Here is a 14,722-nt window from a genome sequence, read left to right as displayed (position 1 = left end):
GGGCGCGGCCCCTGGCACCGGAGCGCGCGCTGTGCGGTCAGGCCGGGGCGTCGTTGTCGTCCCGTGCGGTCATGGCCACCGAGGCGCGGGCCGGTCCCCCTTCGGAGTCCCAGACCGCCTCCACGGCCCGGTCGGTCTCGGACACCGTCCGCAGGCGCGCCGCCTCCTCCATCAACCGGCTCGCGGTCGATGTGCCGAGGGGGTCGCTCGCGGCGGCCATCAGCCAGGCGGCCGAGACGGGGTCCGTCTCCGGCGGGACCACCAGGAGGTTCCAGCGGCCCACGTTGTACGAGAGCAGCAGCAGTTCGTGCGGATCCTGCTCGGGCAGGAACCAGCCCACCTTCACCACATGCCGGGCGACGGGCACCTTGCGCGGGACGACCGGCCAGTGGGTGGGATTCACCGTGACCCGGGTGATCCGCCCCCACAGCGGCTCCAGTACGGCGGTCAGGACGGGGAGTTCCGCCGTGAGGTCGCGGGAGCGGGGCCACCATGCGCCGTCCAGCAGGGCCGGCGCGGGGCCGGGAGCCAGCGACAGGCGGAGAGAGGAAGAAGCGGGGGAGGACGACAGCCGGTCTTCGAGTGTCGGCGAGAGGGAAATGGTCGCAGTCATCACGCGAACCTGTCCCGGGCCGACCGCGGCCGGCCCGGCCTATTCGATCGCCGAAAACGACACGAGCTTGAAAGCCGGTGCGCGAAATATCCTCGGTGCCGTCAGCCTACTCCTCGGACAAGCCGAACGGACCGTGGCGCCGGCGAAGGAGCGGAGTAGGGTCGAAATACCGAGGGAGGTGAGGACGTGGAGACTGTCATCACCGCGGCGCTGATCATCGTCGTGATCGCCCTGGGAATCGCCCTCGTCCATCAGCTCAACGCTCAGCACGACGCAAGGATCGCGGCCTACCGCTACAGCGAGGCGCTGCCGGGAATCGGCCGCCGGCGGGCGAAGAACCGGCGAGCCGACAAGCCTTCCGCATCGCCCGCTGCCGCGTCGTCCTCTGCCGAGGACCGCGAGCCGGGCGGTGCCGCGGACGATTCCGCGCGTTCCCCGGTGGAGGCGCGTTCCCCGGTGGAAGCAGTGGACAGGCCTGGGCGGCGTCACCCCGTGGAGTCACCGGAACCGCCCTCTGCCGGGAACGTCGACGTGCGCCTCGTCGCCTCGTCCCCCGAGGCCGCCCGCCAGGTCGCTGAGGTTCTCCGTCGCTGCTTCGCCTCGTCCGAGCAGCGCAGCTATCCCGTCGGCACGGTGGCCGGCGGAACCCGCCTCCACCTCACGGTGGACACCGCCCGGGCGGCAGAGCCCGCACGGTCCTGGCTGGTCACCAGTCGGTCCTCGGAGGACGGCCGTACGCAGACGGACGAAATCCAAGGACCGCGAAACACCTGATGCCCGAAATGTGCACCGGGCATAGCATGAGAGCGGGTCGGAACACTCTCACGTGCGACCGGCCCGGAAGGGCGACCCCGGTGTGTATACGCCGGGGTCGTTGGGGCACGGGGGATCTCAGGCGGTGCGTCGGGCGCGGTGCCGGGCTTCCCGAAGTCGGACCTTCGACGGGAGGCTGTCCAGGCCGGCCGAGTCCCGTGCGTGTGCGAGTGTTTCCCGGCTCAGTCGCCCCAGAGTCCGCGCCGGATCCGCGTGCGGCTCCAGCAACAGCCGCACGCGTGCGCTCGGAGCGGTACGCCGGCCCGTCAGCCGGACATGAGCCCGCGAGACCCCGTCCAGGGCTTGTGCCTCTTCCTCGATGACGTCCTCCAGCGTGGGGCCGTCGAGTCGGACCGCCACCCCGTCTTCGCTGTTGACGACGACCCGGTCCAGGCGGTGTCTGCGTTGCGCGAAGAGCCACCACAGCAGCAGGACCAGCAGCACGGCGAGCACCGCGATGACGGTCGGCCACCACCAGCCCTCTTCCCGCCACCGGGTGCGTCCCTCGACACCCAGCACCACATCGTCCGGCCCGCGGAACGGCCACCAGCCCGGCATGCCGAAGTCCCAGTGGCGCTGCAGATCCAGCCCGCCCATCAGCACGCCGCCGCCCAGGGCGAACAGTCCGAGCCCGAGAAGCGCCAGCAGCACCCGGTTCACCGGCTTGAGCATCAGGATCACCTCAGCCCTTCTTGGGGCGCCGGACGCCCACCGTGAGTTCGGGTCCGCGGGCGAGCCGCAGGGACGTCACGGCTTCCCCCAGCGTGGCGTCCAGGTCCGCGCGGACCTCCTCGAGATCGCGGAAATGTGCCTGTGCCCGGGCCTTGACCCGCCGGCGGCCGACAGCGACCTGTGCCGACTGGACACCGGGCATCTGCATGGCCCGGTCGCGCAGGATCAGGGCCGCCGCGCGGCGGTCGAGCCCGGCGCGGACCTCCTGTGTCCCGGGGACACCGGTGGGCCGGCGCATGGGCAGCAGCCTGCGCAGTCCCGGCGTCACCGCCAGCAGGAAGAGCAACAGGCCGAGGGCCATCGCCACCGCGGCCCCGACGATCATCCAGATGTCGTCCAGTGGTCGTGTGGCCAGTTCCTCGGCGAGCCGCCGCCGCCAGAACATCGCGGACCCGCCTGCCCGCACCGAGATCACGTCGTACAGGAGCAGTCCGGTGGCCCCGGCGGACAGCAGGGCCACCAGGGCCGCGGGAATCCGCCGCGCCGACCAGAAACGACGCGGCGGCCGGCCTGGTTCGTCGGTCGCCGCCGTCGGGCCCGCGCCCTCGCCCGGAGTACCGTCGGCGGACGGAGCCGGCTGCCCGGATTCGGGGGGAAGGCCGCTGTCACCGGTCGGCTGCCGCCAGGTGTTCGCGCTCATCTCACCCTCTCCTGGTCCGTGTGCCGCGTATGTACCGAGTGCAGTCTCTCGACCGACACCGCGAGGTCGGACACCTCCATGCCGGCCCATGTCCTGAGCCGTTCGGTGACCTCCCGGCGCACCGCCGCGCACTGTGCCCCGATGTCGGACGGATAGCCGAGGTCGACGGTGACGCGCAGCCGTGCCTCGCCGAGCACCGCCTGTCGTCCGGCGGCGGACCCGCCGTCTCGTCCTGTGGTGTCACGCTCCGGTGCCCGCCGCACCGATGTGGTCACGCGTGGCGTCCGGCGGCCGGGTGGTACGCGGCCGGTCGACTCGGTGAACCGGCTCAGCGTCTCGCGCGCCACCCGGGAAGCGATCTTCGCGACGACCCTGTCGGCGACTGCGGTCGCACCGCGCTCCCCGCGGGGGATGCGCGGTCTCCGATCGGCTTCAGCGGTCACTGCCGCCAGTCTTCCCGGGCCCGTCGCCGGTCATCGCGGATCCGCCCCTGCCGGTCCCGGCGGCGGACGAAGTCGCCCGGTTCGAGATCGCCCTCCATGAAGCGCCCGGCCAGGAGACCGACGACGCCCAGCCCCAGTACCAGCAGGAAAGCCCAGAAGTCACCGAAATACGCGGCGAATCCCAGCGCCATTCCGGCCATCAAGCCCACCACGGCCCTGCTCATCACGCGCTCCCTCACTCAAGCGTGCTGCTGCGCCCCCGCTACTGGATCCGCTGCCGCTCTTCCCCTTCGTCCTCCTCGTCGGGCAGCTTGACGTCGCTGACCATGATGTTGACTTCCACGACGTCCCGTCCCGCCATCCGCTCCACCGCGGCGATCACGTTCTCCCGCACCGCACCGGCCACGTCCGTGATCGAGACGCCGTAGTCGACGACGAGCTCCAGGTCGATGGCCGCCTGCAGCTCTCCGACCTCGACGCTGACCCCGCGTGTGACGGACTTGCCGCTGCCGGCACCGGGCATCCGCTCCCGCATGGATCCCATCGAGCGCGCGAATCCGCTGCCCAGGGCATGGACGCCGATCACGTCCCGTGCCGCCATTCCGGCGATCTTCTCCACCACCACATCGGCGAGGGTCGTCCGGCCGCGAGAGCCGGGCGCACCACCGCGCTTCGCGTCGGTGTTCTCAGTCATCAGGGCATTCCTCCCTCAAGGAGCCCATAGTGCACTTTTTGTTCATATTATATTCGCATTATCCGCTTTGCCCGAGATGCGGATCGAGGGCAAGAGAGGGTGAGGAGCCGGTGACCGCGACGTGGACGCAGGCAGTGCGGCATCAGCTCGGCCTGGGCCGACTGCTCCCGCTCGGCGGGCCCGACGACGGGGCATGGATCACCGAGCAGGCGGCCGTCCGGGCCCTCGCGCGCGCCGCCGCCGGGATTCCCGGCGTTCGGCTGGAGTCTCTGCGTATCGGGCCGACACCTCTCGAACCCGTGTCCGAGCCGGCCGTCCGGCCACCGGCCGGCGCGCTGCCGCCCGGCCCGCTCACGGTCGAAGCCGCCTTCACGGCATCCCTGGGGCAGCCGCTGCCCGAGACCGCCGACCAGTTGAGGAGCGCGCTGCTGAACGCGGCCGCCGAACGGCTCGGCCTGGCGACCGTGACCGCCGACCTGCGCGTCACGGATCTCCATGACGGCCCGGGGACGGGCGTGAAGTCGCGGACCGCGGCCAGGGCCATGAGGCCCACGCCGGAAGCCGCGGCCGCCGCGCGAAGCTCGCCCCCGGTGACCGCAACAGGATCCATGCCGGGGCCCGCCGGGGAGTCGGGGGAGGTCGCGAAGGGTGTTCCGGGCGTCGCCCGCCTCACCGCCGTACTGGGAAGCCGCCCGGTCAAGGTGGAGGACCGCGACGATCCACCCGGCCGACGACTCGAGGTCCAACTCGCGGTCGCCCCGGGTCACCATCCACTGGAAGTCGCCCGCGCCGTCCGGGACGCCGTGGCCACCGCGGCCGCCGCCGACGCTCCGGGCCCGGTCACCGCCGCGGTGCTCGTCACGGAAACCGCGGCCTGATCAGCCCGGCCCTCTTGACCGTCCGGCCCAATACACCTAGGTCCTGCCGGGAAAGCGCACTTCCGGTCCGGAATCCCTGTCCTGTCACGGTGTGAGACGTGGCCGGCAGGGAACCCGCATGCAGACAGAGGGCCTGCGCTGCCGCCGGCAGACGAAGCAGACGTCGTCTCCGCGGCCGCGCGATGCGTCTCCCGCGTCGACGGAAGCGCATCCCTGTCTGCGGCCCGGTCTCAGCGGCTCCCGAGGCGGCGCCGAACCAGCCGAACCATCTGCCGCCGCCGCCTTCGGAGAGAGTTTCACCATCATGAGCAGAATCACCACGGTCCGCCCCCCGCCCTCGCGGACGTCCGGCAGTGACTTCGCCCGACTGTCGAGAAAGATCGCCGATGCCGGCCTGCTGGGGCGCCGTCCCGGCTACTACGCCCTGCGGATCACGGTGGTGGCCGGGCTCTACGCCGGCGGTTGGGCCGCCGTCGCGCTCGTCGGCGACAGCTGGTGGACACTGACGGTCGCCGTCTTCCTGGCCGTCGTCTTCGGCCAGGTCGCCCTGCTCGCCCATGACGCGGCCCACCGCCAGGTGTTCCGCCGACGCCGGGCCAGCGAAACGTCCGGACGGATCGCCGGTGCCGGTATCGGGATGGGCTACGGGTGGTGGCAGGACAAACACACCCGCCACCACGCCCACCCCAACCACGAGGAACTCGACCCCGACCTCGACCCCGACCTGCTGGTCTGGTCCCCGGACCAGGCGCGGGCCGCCAAGGGGCTCCCCCGCCTGATCGGCGGCCGGCAGGCGTTCCTGTTCTTCCCGCTCCTCACACTGGAGGGCTTCAACCTGCACGTGTCGAGCGTGAAGGCGCTGGCCGATCGCTCGCTCAAGCACCGGACCCTCGACGGCGCCCTGCTGTTCGCACACTTCGCGGTCTATCTGACCGTCCTGCTCTGGCTGCTGCCGCCCGGCATGGCGATCGCCTTCCTCGCCGTCCACCAGGGCCTGTTCGGCGTCTACCTCGGCTCCCTCTTCGCGCCCAACCACAAGGGCATGCCGATCCTGACCGGCGAAGACCACCCGGACTTCCTCCGCCGCCAGGTGCTCACCTCACGCAACGTGCGCGGCGGCCGGTTCACCGACGTCGCACTGGGCGGGCTGAACCATCAGATCGAGCATCACCTGTTCCCCAGCATGCCCAGCCCCAACCTGCGCAAGGCCAGGACCATCGTCCGGAGCCACTGCGAGGAACTGGGTCTGGACTACGCGGAGACCGGGCTGATCACCTCCTACCGGCAGGCCCTCACCAGTCTCCACCAGGCCGGAGCACCTCTCAGGGCACGCCCGCGTCCCCGCCCAGGACCCGCCTAGGACCCGCCCAGGACCCGCCCTTGGGACCTGGCCGGCCGAACCTGCCTCAGGTCGGCAGCCACTTCACCACCGCGTCTCCGCACTCGGCCGTCCGCGCGTAGAACTCCATCAGCTCCCGGTGCGCCGCCGCGAAAACGCCCCGCGTGCCGGGCTCCGCGGTGACGCCGCCGTAGCGCGGCAGCAGTTCGTCGCGGGACGAGACCCACAGCGCGTCGAAGTCGGCCCTCGCCAGGAACCTGGACACCCGGTGCGCCTGGCCCGCCGTCAGCACCAGGAACGGCGGCTTGTACCGATCGGGGTGGAACACCGGCCGGCCGCCGAGCACCACCTGGGTCTGGGGTCGCTCCCCCGCGCGATGCGGTGGAGCGCCCGCGTAGAGGAGTTCCTGGTCCAGATAACGCCTGTCCAGCACCTCCTCCCGGTGCCGGTCGACGCGGTACCGGACGGTGTCCCGGTCGTCGCCGAACAGCCGTTCCAGCCAGGTCGCGCTGTTGCGCAGTGCCGGGGGCGGCACCGCTCGCAGATGGAAGTAGATACTCATCACAGATGGAGCGCACGGGGGCGCCGGAGCATCACGCCCCCCGTCCCTCTCCACGTCGCTCCCGGGGGGAGTCAAGAGCGGCGCGGAGAGGGTTCCGGGCGTGGTCGTGGCACCGTCGTCCGGCCTGGCGATCACCGATCACGTCGGCCGGTCCGGTGCGAACCCGGTACTCACACAGCGCACGTCCGGCGCGGGACGTCACCCGGCCGGGACGGCGCGGGTCGCGCACCGGTGTCCGGGCACCGGATCCGCCGGGCGTCGCCGAGCCGTGACGCCGTCCGGCCCCGGCGTACGGAACGGCTCAACGTCCGTACGCCGCCGCTTTCTTGGAGCCGCCGACGGCCCTCACGGCCGCACCGGCCGCGCGACAGGGCCCTCGGCGACGACGTGAGGGACTCCTGATGCGCTGTGACACTTCTGTGAGGACGCGCGCTGGTCTCCATGGGGCCGTCGATGCCCACGGGCTCACAGGACGGAACGGACTCGCTTTGAACCAGGTGCGAACGAGGACAGTCTTGGGCCAGGCACGGCAATCCCGCCGCGTACAGACGTACGACGGGGAACTGGGCGCGGCAGTCGCGCGGGCCCAGGACGGGGACGAGGCCGCCTTCGCGGTCGCCTACCGGATCGTGCAGCCGGGCCTGCTCGGCTATCTGCGCGGATTCGTCGGCGAGGACGCGGAGGACGTGGCGTCCGACGCCTGGCTGGAGATCGCCCGTGACCTCGGACGGTTCAGGGGGGACGGGGCCGGTTTCCGCGGCTGGACGGCGACCATCGCCCGGCACCGGGCCCTGGACCATCTGCGCCGCCAGCGGGTGCGGCCCCGGTCGGGAGGGACCGAACAGGACGTACTCGACCTGCCCGGCCCGCACAGCACCCAGGACCAGGCGCTGGAGACCCTCTCCACCGAGCGGGCCCTGGAACTGGTCCGCGGGCTGCCGAAGGACCAGGCCGAGGCCGTGCTCCTGCGGGTCGTCGTCGGCCTGGACGGCACCGCCGCCGCGCGCGTCCTCGGCAAGCGCCCGGGAGCGGTGCGCACCGCCGCCCACCGAGGTCTCAAGCGCCTCGCCCACCAGTTGGGCGTCGGGGGCCAGGCGGCGGACGGTGTGACGGATGGGGCTTCCCGGACGCTGGGGGAGTCGAAATGAACGACGCTCACGGCAGTGGGCCGGCGGACGGGCACCAGGGCCCGGAACGCCGGATGAATCGAACATGGCGGACAGGAACGGAAACGGACATGGGTGAACGGCTGAGCGGCGAAGGAGTGCCGGGCCGTCGACGTGCGCACCCTGAGGACACCGTGTCCGGCCCGTGGGACCTGGGTGACGACACCGCGTTGGAGACGGTGCTGGCCGCCGTCCTGCGCGAAGGCGATCTCGCCCCCGAGGCCGAGCAGCGGGCCGTGGCCGCCTTCCGGGCCGCCCGCGGCGCGGGCGCGCATCGGGCGCGTACCCGGCGCAGGGACGACTGGCGGCTGCCCGCGGAGCGGCGTTCCGGGCGCCCGGTGAAGACGACGTTCGTGGCCGTGTTCGCCAGTCTCACCCTGGGCGGTGTCGCGGTCGCGGCCATCGGTTCGGCCGGCTCGTCCACGGCCGGCGCCGGTGCCGGTGCCGGCCGGGCAACCCCGCACCCCTCGGTGTCCGCCCCGGCCCGGCCGGGCGGTGCGACCTCGTCGGCTTCCTCCGGCGGCGGCGGACCGACGGACGCCTCGACAGCCGCCCAGGACACCGAGGCCCACTGCCGGGCCTACCAGCACGTCGAGGACCGCGGCAAGGCGCTCGACGCCACGGCCTGGCAGCGACTCGTCGCGGCGGCGGGCGGCGAGAGCAAGGTCGCCGCGTACTGCGCCGAACAGCTGGCGCGGGCGACGGCCGCGGCGGGCGGGTCCGACGGCACGGCGAAACCCGGTGAGGGCACCGGGGGCGCCGGCACGGGCGCGGCGGGGAACAACGGCACGTCCGGGAACAACGGCACGTCGGGCAACGGGAATCCCGGCAACGACGCCGGCGGCTCGGACAACGGATCCGGCAACGGCCACGCGGGCGACGCCAAGGACGAGTGACGGCTGCGCCCGTCGGCCGGGCCGCATGGCAGGACAGACCCGTCGGTGTCGCTCTTCCATGGTGAAGGGCCCAGGTCGAGGACCTGGGCCCTTCTTTCGTCGTATGCGGTGATCAGGACACGGATCTCAGCGTGTCAGGGGCACGGGTTGACGACGACCTTGGCCGAGTTGTTCTTGGTGTTCGGGTCGAAGGTGAGGGACGTGTCGGAGTGGGGGTGGGCGATGACGTGGCCCGTCGCGTTGGGGACGACCCGGTCGATGCGCAGCCGGAACGGGAAGCCGACCTTCAGGTCCGGCTTGGCCCACAGCGGGAGGGTGCAGGCGTAGTGGCCGATGGCCGGGTCGTCGCCGGACGTCCAGGCCGTGTGGCAGGTGCCGGGGACGGAGGTGGCCGTGGTGCCTTCCGGGAGGTAGTAGTCGATCACGGCCACCGGGTCGCCGGAGCTGACGTTGCCGACCCAGGCCGGGCCGCGGTTGACGAAGCGGAAGCCGGCGGTGACGGTGTCGCCGGCCGCGCCGCTCGCCTTGCTGCCGTGCACGGCGAAGTCGGCGGTGTTGTCGGCGTCGATGTGCCAGGAGCGGCTGTTGTCCGAGCTGTCGAGGTCGGTGGCGTCGGCGCCGGGCTCGATCTCGTAGTCGAACCGCTCGTACAGCGCGTGGTCGGTGACGGCGAGCCGCAGCGGTTCCGGGAGTCCGACGGTGGCGCCGGGCGCGACGTCGGTGTCGAAGGAGCAGGTGGCGTACGTCATCGCCGTGTACTCGCCGCTGTCGTCCGGGCCGGTGTAGGTGCACTGCGGGTAGCGGGTGACGACGTCGAGGCCGTACGTCGCCCACATCTTCACGGTGAAGCCGTGGGCGGTCTCGTTGCCGGTGTTGGTGACGGAGAACGGCACGGTGAGGCTGGTGCCGGGCGCGACGCCGGTGACGTCCTGCGGGGCGCCGACGCCCAGGTCCGGGCCGGAGCCGACGGTGACGAAGGTCTCCACGGAGCCCTCCGGGGCCACGAGCGTGCCGTCGGGTCCGCCGGTGGCCTCGGCGGAGTACTCGATCGCGCCCTGCGCTCCCACGGCTGCGCCGGCCGCGGCCCGCACCTTGAGCTGCACCTGCGCGCTGTAGCGGGTCGGCACGTCACCGGTGTCGCACACGGCGACGGTGCCGGAGTCGTTCGGCGTGCAGTTGTCGGGCCAGGCCACCTCGGCGACCCCGGCGAGCCCGGAGACGTCGACGGTCAGCCGCCCGTCGGTCACGGTGAAGTTGTCGTTGTCGTGGTACAGGCCGAGCGCCAGCGACCGGTACTGCGCCGCACCGTCGTCCGGGGCGACGATGGCCGTCTGCTCGTACGGGGCCTGGATCCACAGCTGATCGGTCTGCGCCTCGTCGTCGGCGAAGGCGACCCCACTGCCGAGACCGGCGACGACCAGCGCCGTCACGGCTCCGGCACTCGCCCCGCGACGCAGCACACGCCCGACGGAGACAGTTCTCATGACATCCCCCAGATGCGACAGAAGAGACCCGGCACGGTGAGCAGCACCGGGCGGGAATTGGACGAGCTGCCGTGACGAAGGGTTGTAGGTGTGGGGGCGCTTGGTGCGTGGTTTTTACCGTCTCCTTGATCACCCGCGAGGCAGGCGCCGAGTCCGCCTGCGCTCGCCGGTGAGCGTCGGTGCTACCAGCAGCCCTGGACCGTGGCGGCGAGGCCGTCCAGGCCCTGCTTGACGGTGGCGGTGGGCGATGTGCCGTTCTCGACGAACGCGAAGCTCTTCCAGCGGCCGTCCGCGCCCTTGGTGACTCCGGCCAGGGCGGACACATCGTTCAGGGAGCCGGTCTTGGCCTCGACCTTTCCGACGGCGCAGGAGGCGGACGAGGAGGTGAAACGGCCGTAGGAGGTGCTGAGGGTGCCGTCGACTCCCGCGACCGGCAGGCCCTTCAGGATCGGCCACAGCTTGGCCTGGTAGCGGGTGTCGACGGCGAGTCCGGCGATGGCGGAGAGCGCGTCGGCGGTCATCCGGTCGCTGCGGGACAGACCGCTGCCGTCGTACTCCTTCACGCCGGTGAGCGGAATGCCGTACTTGACGAGCACGGCGTGGACCGCGGCGGCGCCGCCCGCGAAGGTGGCGGCCCGGCCCTGGCCGAGCGCGGTGAGCCGCAGCAGGCCTTCGGCGATGTCGTTGTCGCTGTGCTTGAGCATGTATTCCACGGTCGTCGACAGCGGCTTGGACTTGTGGGTGGCCAGAACCGTGCTGCCCGACGGTGTCTTGGCACGGGCTGGCTTGCCCACCGTGATGCCGTGGGCGGTGAGCTGCTGGGCGAAGTACTTGGTGGCGGTGAGCGCGGTGTCCTGGGTGTTGTTCCCCTCGATCCGCAGGGCCCGGACCGGAGCGACGGTGTCCGGGTAGTAGCCGCTGTTCCAGCCGGTGGCGAGGCTGGGGGCGGCGAAAAGGTGGTCGTCGAACATCAGCCGCACCGACTTGTGGCCCTTGGCCTTGAGGGCCTTGGCGGCGGCGGTGGCGAGACTCTTCAGGTCGGCGGAGCTGAGCTGCTGATCGCCGCCGCCGACCAGATACACCGCTCCGGAACGGTAGACGGCCTTGGTCTTCACGGTGTGGCCGGGACCCAGCACGGTGAGCGCGGCGACCGCGGTCGCCAGCTTGTTGGTGGACGCGGGCATCACCCCCGTTGCGCGGTTCTTGGACCACACCGTCTGCCCCGAGGCGACGTCCCGGACCTCGCCCACCACATTGCCGCCCAGGTTGGCGACGCCCACCCGCTGGTTCAGTTTCCCGGCCATCGCCTTGTCGGCCGCCGACAGCCCGCTCGCCGCCGATGCGGAAGTGGCGGTCATGGCCATCGCGGCCACCACCGGAACCGCGATCACGGCCACCCGCTGGCCGTTCCTGCCGGTTGTCCCGTTCCTGCCACGTGGACGCGCATGCCTGCCCAAAGCGTTCTCTCCTTTGCGTCTGCCGGCCGCCACTGGCCCTGAAACGATGGGCCGCGCCTGTCCGGCGGGCCCAGCCGGCCCGGGTCCGTCCCGTACGGCGAACATGTGATCAGCGGCTGAAGACCGCCCCAGGTTCGTTTGGTCTCGGTTCCGTAACGGCGATCTTCGGGACGGTGTCGCGCGTCAGCGGCACGCTCGGCGGCGGTGACCAGGGCGTCGGCGGAGCAGAGTTCGTGCTCTGATGGATCGCCGGGAAGACGACGGGTACGGGCGGTCGCGGACCGTCCGGTTGCCGTCGGCGCGGATCCGGCGGCAGACCTCGGGCGGACGGCCACATGGTCGCGACCGGTCCGGCGTTACGGTTTCGTGACATTCCGAGCTCGGTCCGATCACATGGGCGCTCCAGCCTCTACGGACATGACGCCGGGTATCGCCCCGCCCTCGGCCTCGCCCTGGGCGCCCCCCTCGCCGGAGAGACCGTCGGACCGCTCGCCGGCCTACGCCCCTCCCTCCGCGCCGCCCGCACGGAACCCGCCGATGTCCCCCGGGCACCTCATAACGCCTTTCCGGCAGTCGCCAGTTGTCGAGGTGGCGACCGCCCGGCGTGGAAACCGAGCCGAGCCGACCGTCACCTGACAACCGTTCGCGTTCCCGCCCTGATCACCTCGCGGAGCGCGGGACCACCCGCGGATGCCGTCGCCCCCGGGACGACTGCCCGAACAAGGAGTTCCCCCACGATGCGCAAGTCCCCGTCGCAGGAACCGTCCTCGCCCCCGGCACGAAAACACCGTGCCGCCGGCTCCCGCCGCAGGCGCTTGATCGACTATCCGCGCCGTGGCAGAAAAGGCCTCCGGCGCTGGCTGCCGTCGTGGCGGTTGCTGCTCGGGGGCTTTCTGCTGTCCGTCGGCAGCCTGTGCGGGCTCTTCGCCTACGTGTACTCGCAGGTCGGCATACCGGACGAGAACGCGGCGGCACGACAGGAGGCCAACGTCTACTACTGGGCGGACGGCAGCCAGATGACGGCCGTGGGGGCGGTGGACCGGCAGATCGTGCCGCTGTCCCAGATACCCGTTTCGATGCGGAGCGCGGTGGTGGCGGCGGAGAACGCGACCTTCTACGACGATCCCGGCGTCTCGTTGAAGGGCGAGTTACGCGCGGTCGTCAACATGGCCAAGGGCGATGAGGTCCAGGGCGGTTCGACCATCACCCAGCAGTATGTGAAGAACACCTATCTGTCGCAGGACCAGACCTACACCCGCAAGATCAAGGAATTCTTCATCTCCCTGAAGCTGAGCCGGACGAAGAGCAAGGAACTGATCCTCCAGGGCTATCTGAACAGCAGCTGGTTCGGCCGCCAGACGTACGGGATCCAGGCCGCGGCCTACGCGTACTACGGCATTCCGGCCAAGGACCTCGACCCCAGCCAGGCCGCGATGCTGGCGTCGACGCTGAAGGGCGCGGAACAGTACGACCCTTCGCTCAGCGCCGCCAACCACGCCCGTGCGGTGGCGCGTTGGAGCTGGATCCTGGACCGCGAGGTCGCGATCGGGCTGATGACCCCGACGGAGCGGGCCAAGTACCGCAAGTTCCCGGAGCCGAAGAAGGAGTCGGTGTCGACGAGCATGGCCGGCCAGATCGGCTATCTCGTCAATGTCGCCAACGCCTACATCACCAAGCGCACCGGGCTGGCCGACAAGGACCTCGCGCGCGGCGGCTACCGGATCCACACCACCTTCGAGAAGGACAAGGTGCAGCGGCTGGAGCGGGCCGTCAAGGACGTCATCGGCCGGGGCCTCGACCCTAAGGGTCGTGCCACCGACCGCGACGTCCAGGTCGGCGCCGCCACCATCCGTCCCGGGGACGGTGCCGTACTCGCTCTGTACGGCGGCTCGGACGCCACCAAGCACTTCACCAACAACGCGGACACGTCCGGCGTCGCGGCCGGGTCGGTGTTCAAGCCGTTCGCGCTCGCCGCCCTCCTCGACGGCGAGCGGCGCGCCCGGCCCATACGTTATTCGGGGGACACGCCTCCCCCCACCATCTCGGACATGATGAGCGCCCTGGTGACCTCGGCCCACGCCCCCTTCGTCCAACTGGGCAAGTCCATAGGCTGGGGTCTGATCCGGAACGCGGCCGTCAGTGCCGGGCTGCTGCGGAGCAGCATGGCCCCCCTGGAGCAGACCTTCCCGATCGGCACCTCGACACCCAGCGCCATCCGCATGGCCGACGCCTACTCGACCTTCGCCAACGGAGGCGAGCAGAACGATCCGTACTCGGTGTCCCGGGTCCTCAGGCACGGCAAGCGGGTCGGCGGTCTCGACCGCCCTCAGCCGCGTACCGCGTTCGATCCGGAGGTGGCCGCGACCGTCGACAAGGTGCTGCAGAGTGTGGCCCGCGAGAACGGCACCCAGTCCATCGTCCCCGGCTCCGCGTCCGTCGCCACCGGCGCCAACGACCTGACGAAGTCGGCCTGGTTCGTGGGCTACACCAAGAACGTGTCCACCGCGATCACCTTCTTCCGCAACAAGCCCGGCCAGGCCCAGCTCCTCCCCCTCACGGACGTGGGCGGCGCCGACTCCCTCCGCGGCAACGTCTTTCCGCCTCGGATCTGGGCCCGTTTCATGGGCTACACCGGCGACTTCGACCTGAAGCGCACGATGCCTGAGCCGGCCGAGGACGAATCGAAGACGACGCAGACGTCCGACCAGGGCGAGGACGGGACCTCGACGGAGCAGAAGCCCGGACAGGGCGCGCAGGCGTCATCGACGCCGAAGCCCACTCCCCCCGCGACGGACCCGTCCGGGTCGGCCAAGGATCCGCTGGCCGACAACTCGGCCTCGTCGGCCAGCTCGGGCGGGTCCGAGGAGGCGCGGCAGGAGGCTCCCCTGACGGGCACGACTCCCGAGCCGTAGGGCCCTTCTGATGGATCTCCGCGGGAGAAGGAGCGGCGTTCGGTGCGTGCTCTCGGCGTGCCGGGCGGAAGCCCTCGTAGCGGAGCTACTAGG

15 protein-coding genes are annotated in these 14,722 nt (G+C 71.3%); 6 read left to right on the top strand and 9 right to left on the bottom strand.

The window, feature by feature from the left end:
* Positions 1-37: 37 nt before the first annotated feature.
* Positions 38-613, bottom strand: coding sequence for a DUF5994 family protein (locus ABT057_RS23275; RefSeq protein WP_352345415.1), 576 nt, complete (start codon positions 611-613; stop codon positions 38-40).
* A 492-nt stretch (positions 614-1,105) separates the two neighbouring features.
* Here ABT057_RS23275 and ABT057_RS23270 point away from each other — a divergent pair, with 492 nt between their 5' ends.
* The gene (locus ABT057_RS23270) at positions 1,106-1,387 is read left to right on the top strand and encodes a hypothetical protein (protein WP_352345622.1); all 282 of its coding nucleotides are present in this window, start codon (positions 1,106-1,108) and stop codon (positions 1,385-1,387) included.
* A 117-nt stretch (positions 1,388-1,504) separates the two neighbouring features.
* Here the strand turns inward: ABT057_RS23270 and amaP are convergent, their stop codons facing one another.
* Genes amaP through ABT057_RS23245 form a run of 5 tightly spaced genes read right to left on the bottom strand, consistent with a single transcriptional unit; the run spans position 1,505 to position 3,935 of the window.
* Positions 1,505-2,098, bottom strand: a complete 594-nt coding sequence (amaP, locus tag ABT057_RS23265) for an alkaline shock response membrane anchor protein AmaP (protein ID WP_352345413.1) — start codon at positions 2,096-2,098, stop codon at positions 1,505-1,507.
* A gap of 10 nt (positions 2,099-2,108) precedes the next feature.
* Entirely contained in the window at positions 2,109-2,798 is a 690-nt protein-coding gene (locus tag ABT057_RS23260; protein ID WP_352345411.1) for a DUF6286 domain-containing protein, read from the bottom strand.
* Positions 2,795-3,241: an Asp23/Gls24 family envelope stress response protein gene (locus ABT057_RS23255; protein ID WP_352345409.1), complete on the bottom strand. Its 447-nt coding sequence runs from the start codon at positions 3,239-3,241 to the stop codon at positions 2,795-2,797. The genes ABT057_RS23260 and ABT057_RS23255 overlap by 4 nt, the downstream gene beginning before the upstream one ends.
* Entirely contained in the window at positions 3,238-3,465 is a 228-nt protein-coding gene (locus tag ABT057_RS23250) for a hypothetical protein (protein WP_352345407.1), read from the bottom strand. Before ABT057_RS23250 ends, ABT057_RS23255 begins: the two co-directional genes overlap by 4 nt.
* Before the next feature lie 38 nt (positions 3,466-3,503).
* Complete coding sequence (locus ABT057_RS23245; protein ID WP_352345405.1) at positions 3,504-3,935, bottom strand: Asp23/Gls24 family envelope stress response protein; 432 nt, start codon at positions 3,933-3,935, stop codon at positions 3,504-3,506.
* Between the two features lie 110 nt (positions 3,936-4,045).
* On the opposite strand from ABT057_RS23245, the gene ABT057_RS23240 reads away from it, so the two are divergent.
* Positions 4,046-4,813 carry a hypothetical protein gene (locus tag ABT057_RS23240; RefSeq protein ID WP_352345403.1) on the top strand — a complete coding sequence of 256 codons (768 nt, stop codon included), beginning with the start codon at positions 4,046-4,048 and terminating at the stop codon, positions 4,811-4,813.
* 304 nt (positions 4,814-5,117) lie between these two features.
* Positions 5,118-6,173, top strand: coding sequence for a fatty acid desaturase family protein (locus ABT057_RS23235; RefSeq protein ID WP_352345401.1), 1,056 nt, complete (start codon positions 5,118-5,120; stop codon positions 6,171-6,173).
* Positions 6,174-6,219: 46 nt separating this feature from the next.
* Here the strand turns inward: ABT057_RS23235 and ABT057_RS23230 are convergent, their stop codons facing one another.
* The gene (locus tag ABT057_RS23230; protein WP_352345399.1) at positions 6,220-6,714 is read right to left on the bottom strand and encodes a DUF1877 family protein; all 495 of its coding nucleotides are present in this window, start codon (positions 6,712-6,714) and stop codon (positions 6,220-6,222) included.
* Between the two features lie 515 nt (positions 6,715-7,229).
* Between ABT057_RS23230 and ABT057_RS23225 the strand changes: the two genes are divergently transcribed.
* Positions 7,230-7,862, top strand: coding sequence for an RNA polymerase sigma factor (locus ABT057_RS23225; RefSeq protein ID WP_352345397.1), 633 nt, complete (start codon positions 7,230-7,232; stop codon positions 7,860-7,862).
* A gap of 89 nt (positions 7,863-7,951) precedes the next feature.
* Complete coding sequence (locus ABT057_RS23220) at positions 7,952-8,776, top strand: hypothetical protein (protein ID WP_352345395.1); 825 nt, start codon at positions 7,952-7,954, stop codon at positions 8,774-8,776.
* A gap of 134 nt (positions 8,777-8,910) precedes the next feature.
* Here ABT057_RS23220 and ABT057_RS23215 read toward each other — a convergent pair whose 3' ends face one another.
* The gene (locus ABT057_RS23215) at positions 8,911-10,260 is read right to left on the bottom strand and encodes a COG1361 family protein (RefSeq protein WP_352345393.1); all 1,350 of its coding nucleotides are present in this window, start codon (positions 10,258-10,260) and stop codon (positions 8,911-8,913) included.
* Positions 10,261-10,442: 182 nt separating this feature from the next.
* Positions 10,443-11,657, bottom strand: a complete 1,215-nt coding sequence (dacB, locus tag ABT057_RS23210) for a D-alanyl-D-alanine carboxypeptidase/D-alanyl-D-alanine endopeptidase (protein ID WP_352345391.1) — start codon at positions 11,655-11,657, stop codon at positions 10,443-10,445.
* 797 nt (positions 11,658-12,454) lie between these two features.
* Here dacB and ABT057_RS23205 point away from each other — a divergent pair.
* Entirely contained in the window at positions 12,455-14,629 is a 2,175-nt protein-coding gene (locus ABT057_RS23205) for a transglycosylase domain-containing protein (RefSeq protein ID WP_352345389.1), read from the top strand.
* Positions 14,630-14,722: the final 93 nt, after the last annotated feature.

This window comes from Streptomyces sp. NPDC002588, from assembly GCF_040295925.1.
Lineage (GTDB): Bacteria > Actinomycetota > Actinomycetes > Streptomycetales > Streptomycetaceae > Streptomyces.
Note: the sequence above shows the minus strand (reverse complement) of the source record. Positions and strands in the feature narration are given on the sequence as shown.

Bases quoted from the DNA above. Each gene is read 5' to 3' on its own strand.
- ABT057_RS23275 (WP_352345415.1), bottom strand. From the start codon at position 613: ATGACTGCGACCATTTCCCTCTCGCCGACACTCGAAGACCGGCTGTCG.
- amaP (WP_352345413.1), bottom strand. From the start codon at position 2,098: ATGCTCAAGCCGGTGAACCGGGTGCTGCTGGCGCTTCTCGGGCTCGGA.
- ABT057_RS23260 (WP_352345411.1), bottom strand. From the start codon at position 2,798: ATGAGCGCGAACACCTGGCGGCAGCCGACCGGTGACAGCGGCCTTCCC.
- ABT057_RS23250 (WP_352345407.1), bottom strand. From the start codon at position 3,465: ATGAGCAGGGCCGTGGTGGGCTTGATGGCCGGAATGGCGCTGGGATTC.
- ABT057_RS23245 (WP_352345405.1), bottom strand. From the start codon at position 3,935: ATGACTGAGAACACCGACGCGAAGCGCGGTGGTGCGCCCGGCTCTCGC.
- ABT057_RS23235 (WP_352345401.1), top strand. From the start codon at position 5,118: ATGAGCAGAATCACCACGGTCCGCCCCCCGCCCTCGCGGACGTCCGGC.
- ABT057_RS23230 (WP_352345399.1), bottom strand. From the start codon at position 6,714: ATGAGTATCTACTTCCATCTGCGAGCGGTGCCGCCCCCGGCACTGCGC.
- ABT057_RS23220 (WP_352345395.1), top strand. From the start codon at position 7,952: ATGGGTGAACGGCTGAGCGGCGAAGGAGTGCCGGGCCGTCGACGTGCG.
- ABT057_RS23215 (WP_352345393.1), bottom strand. From the start codon at position 10,260: ATGAGAACTGTCTCCGTCGGGCGTGTGCTGCGTCGCGGGGCGAGTGCC.
- ABT057_RS23205 (WP_352345389.1), top strand. From the start codon at position 12,455: ATGCGCAAGTCCCCGTCGCAGGAACCGTCCTCGCCCCCGGCACGAAAA.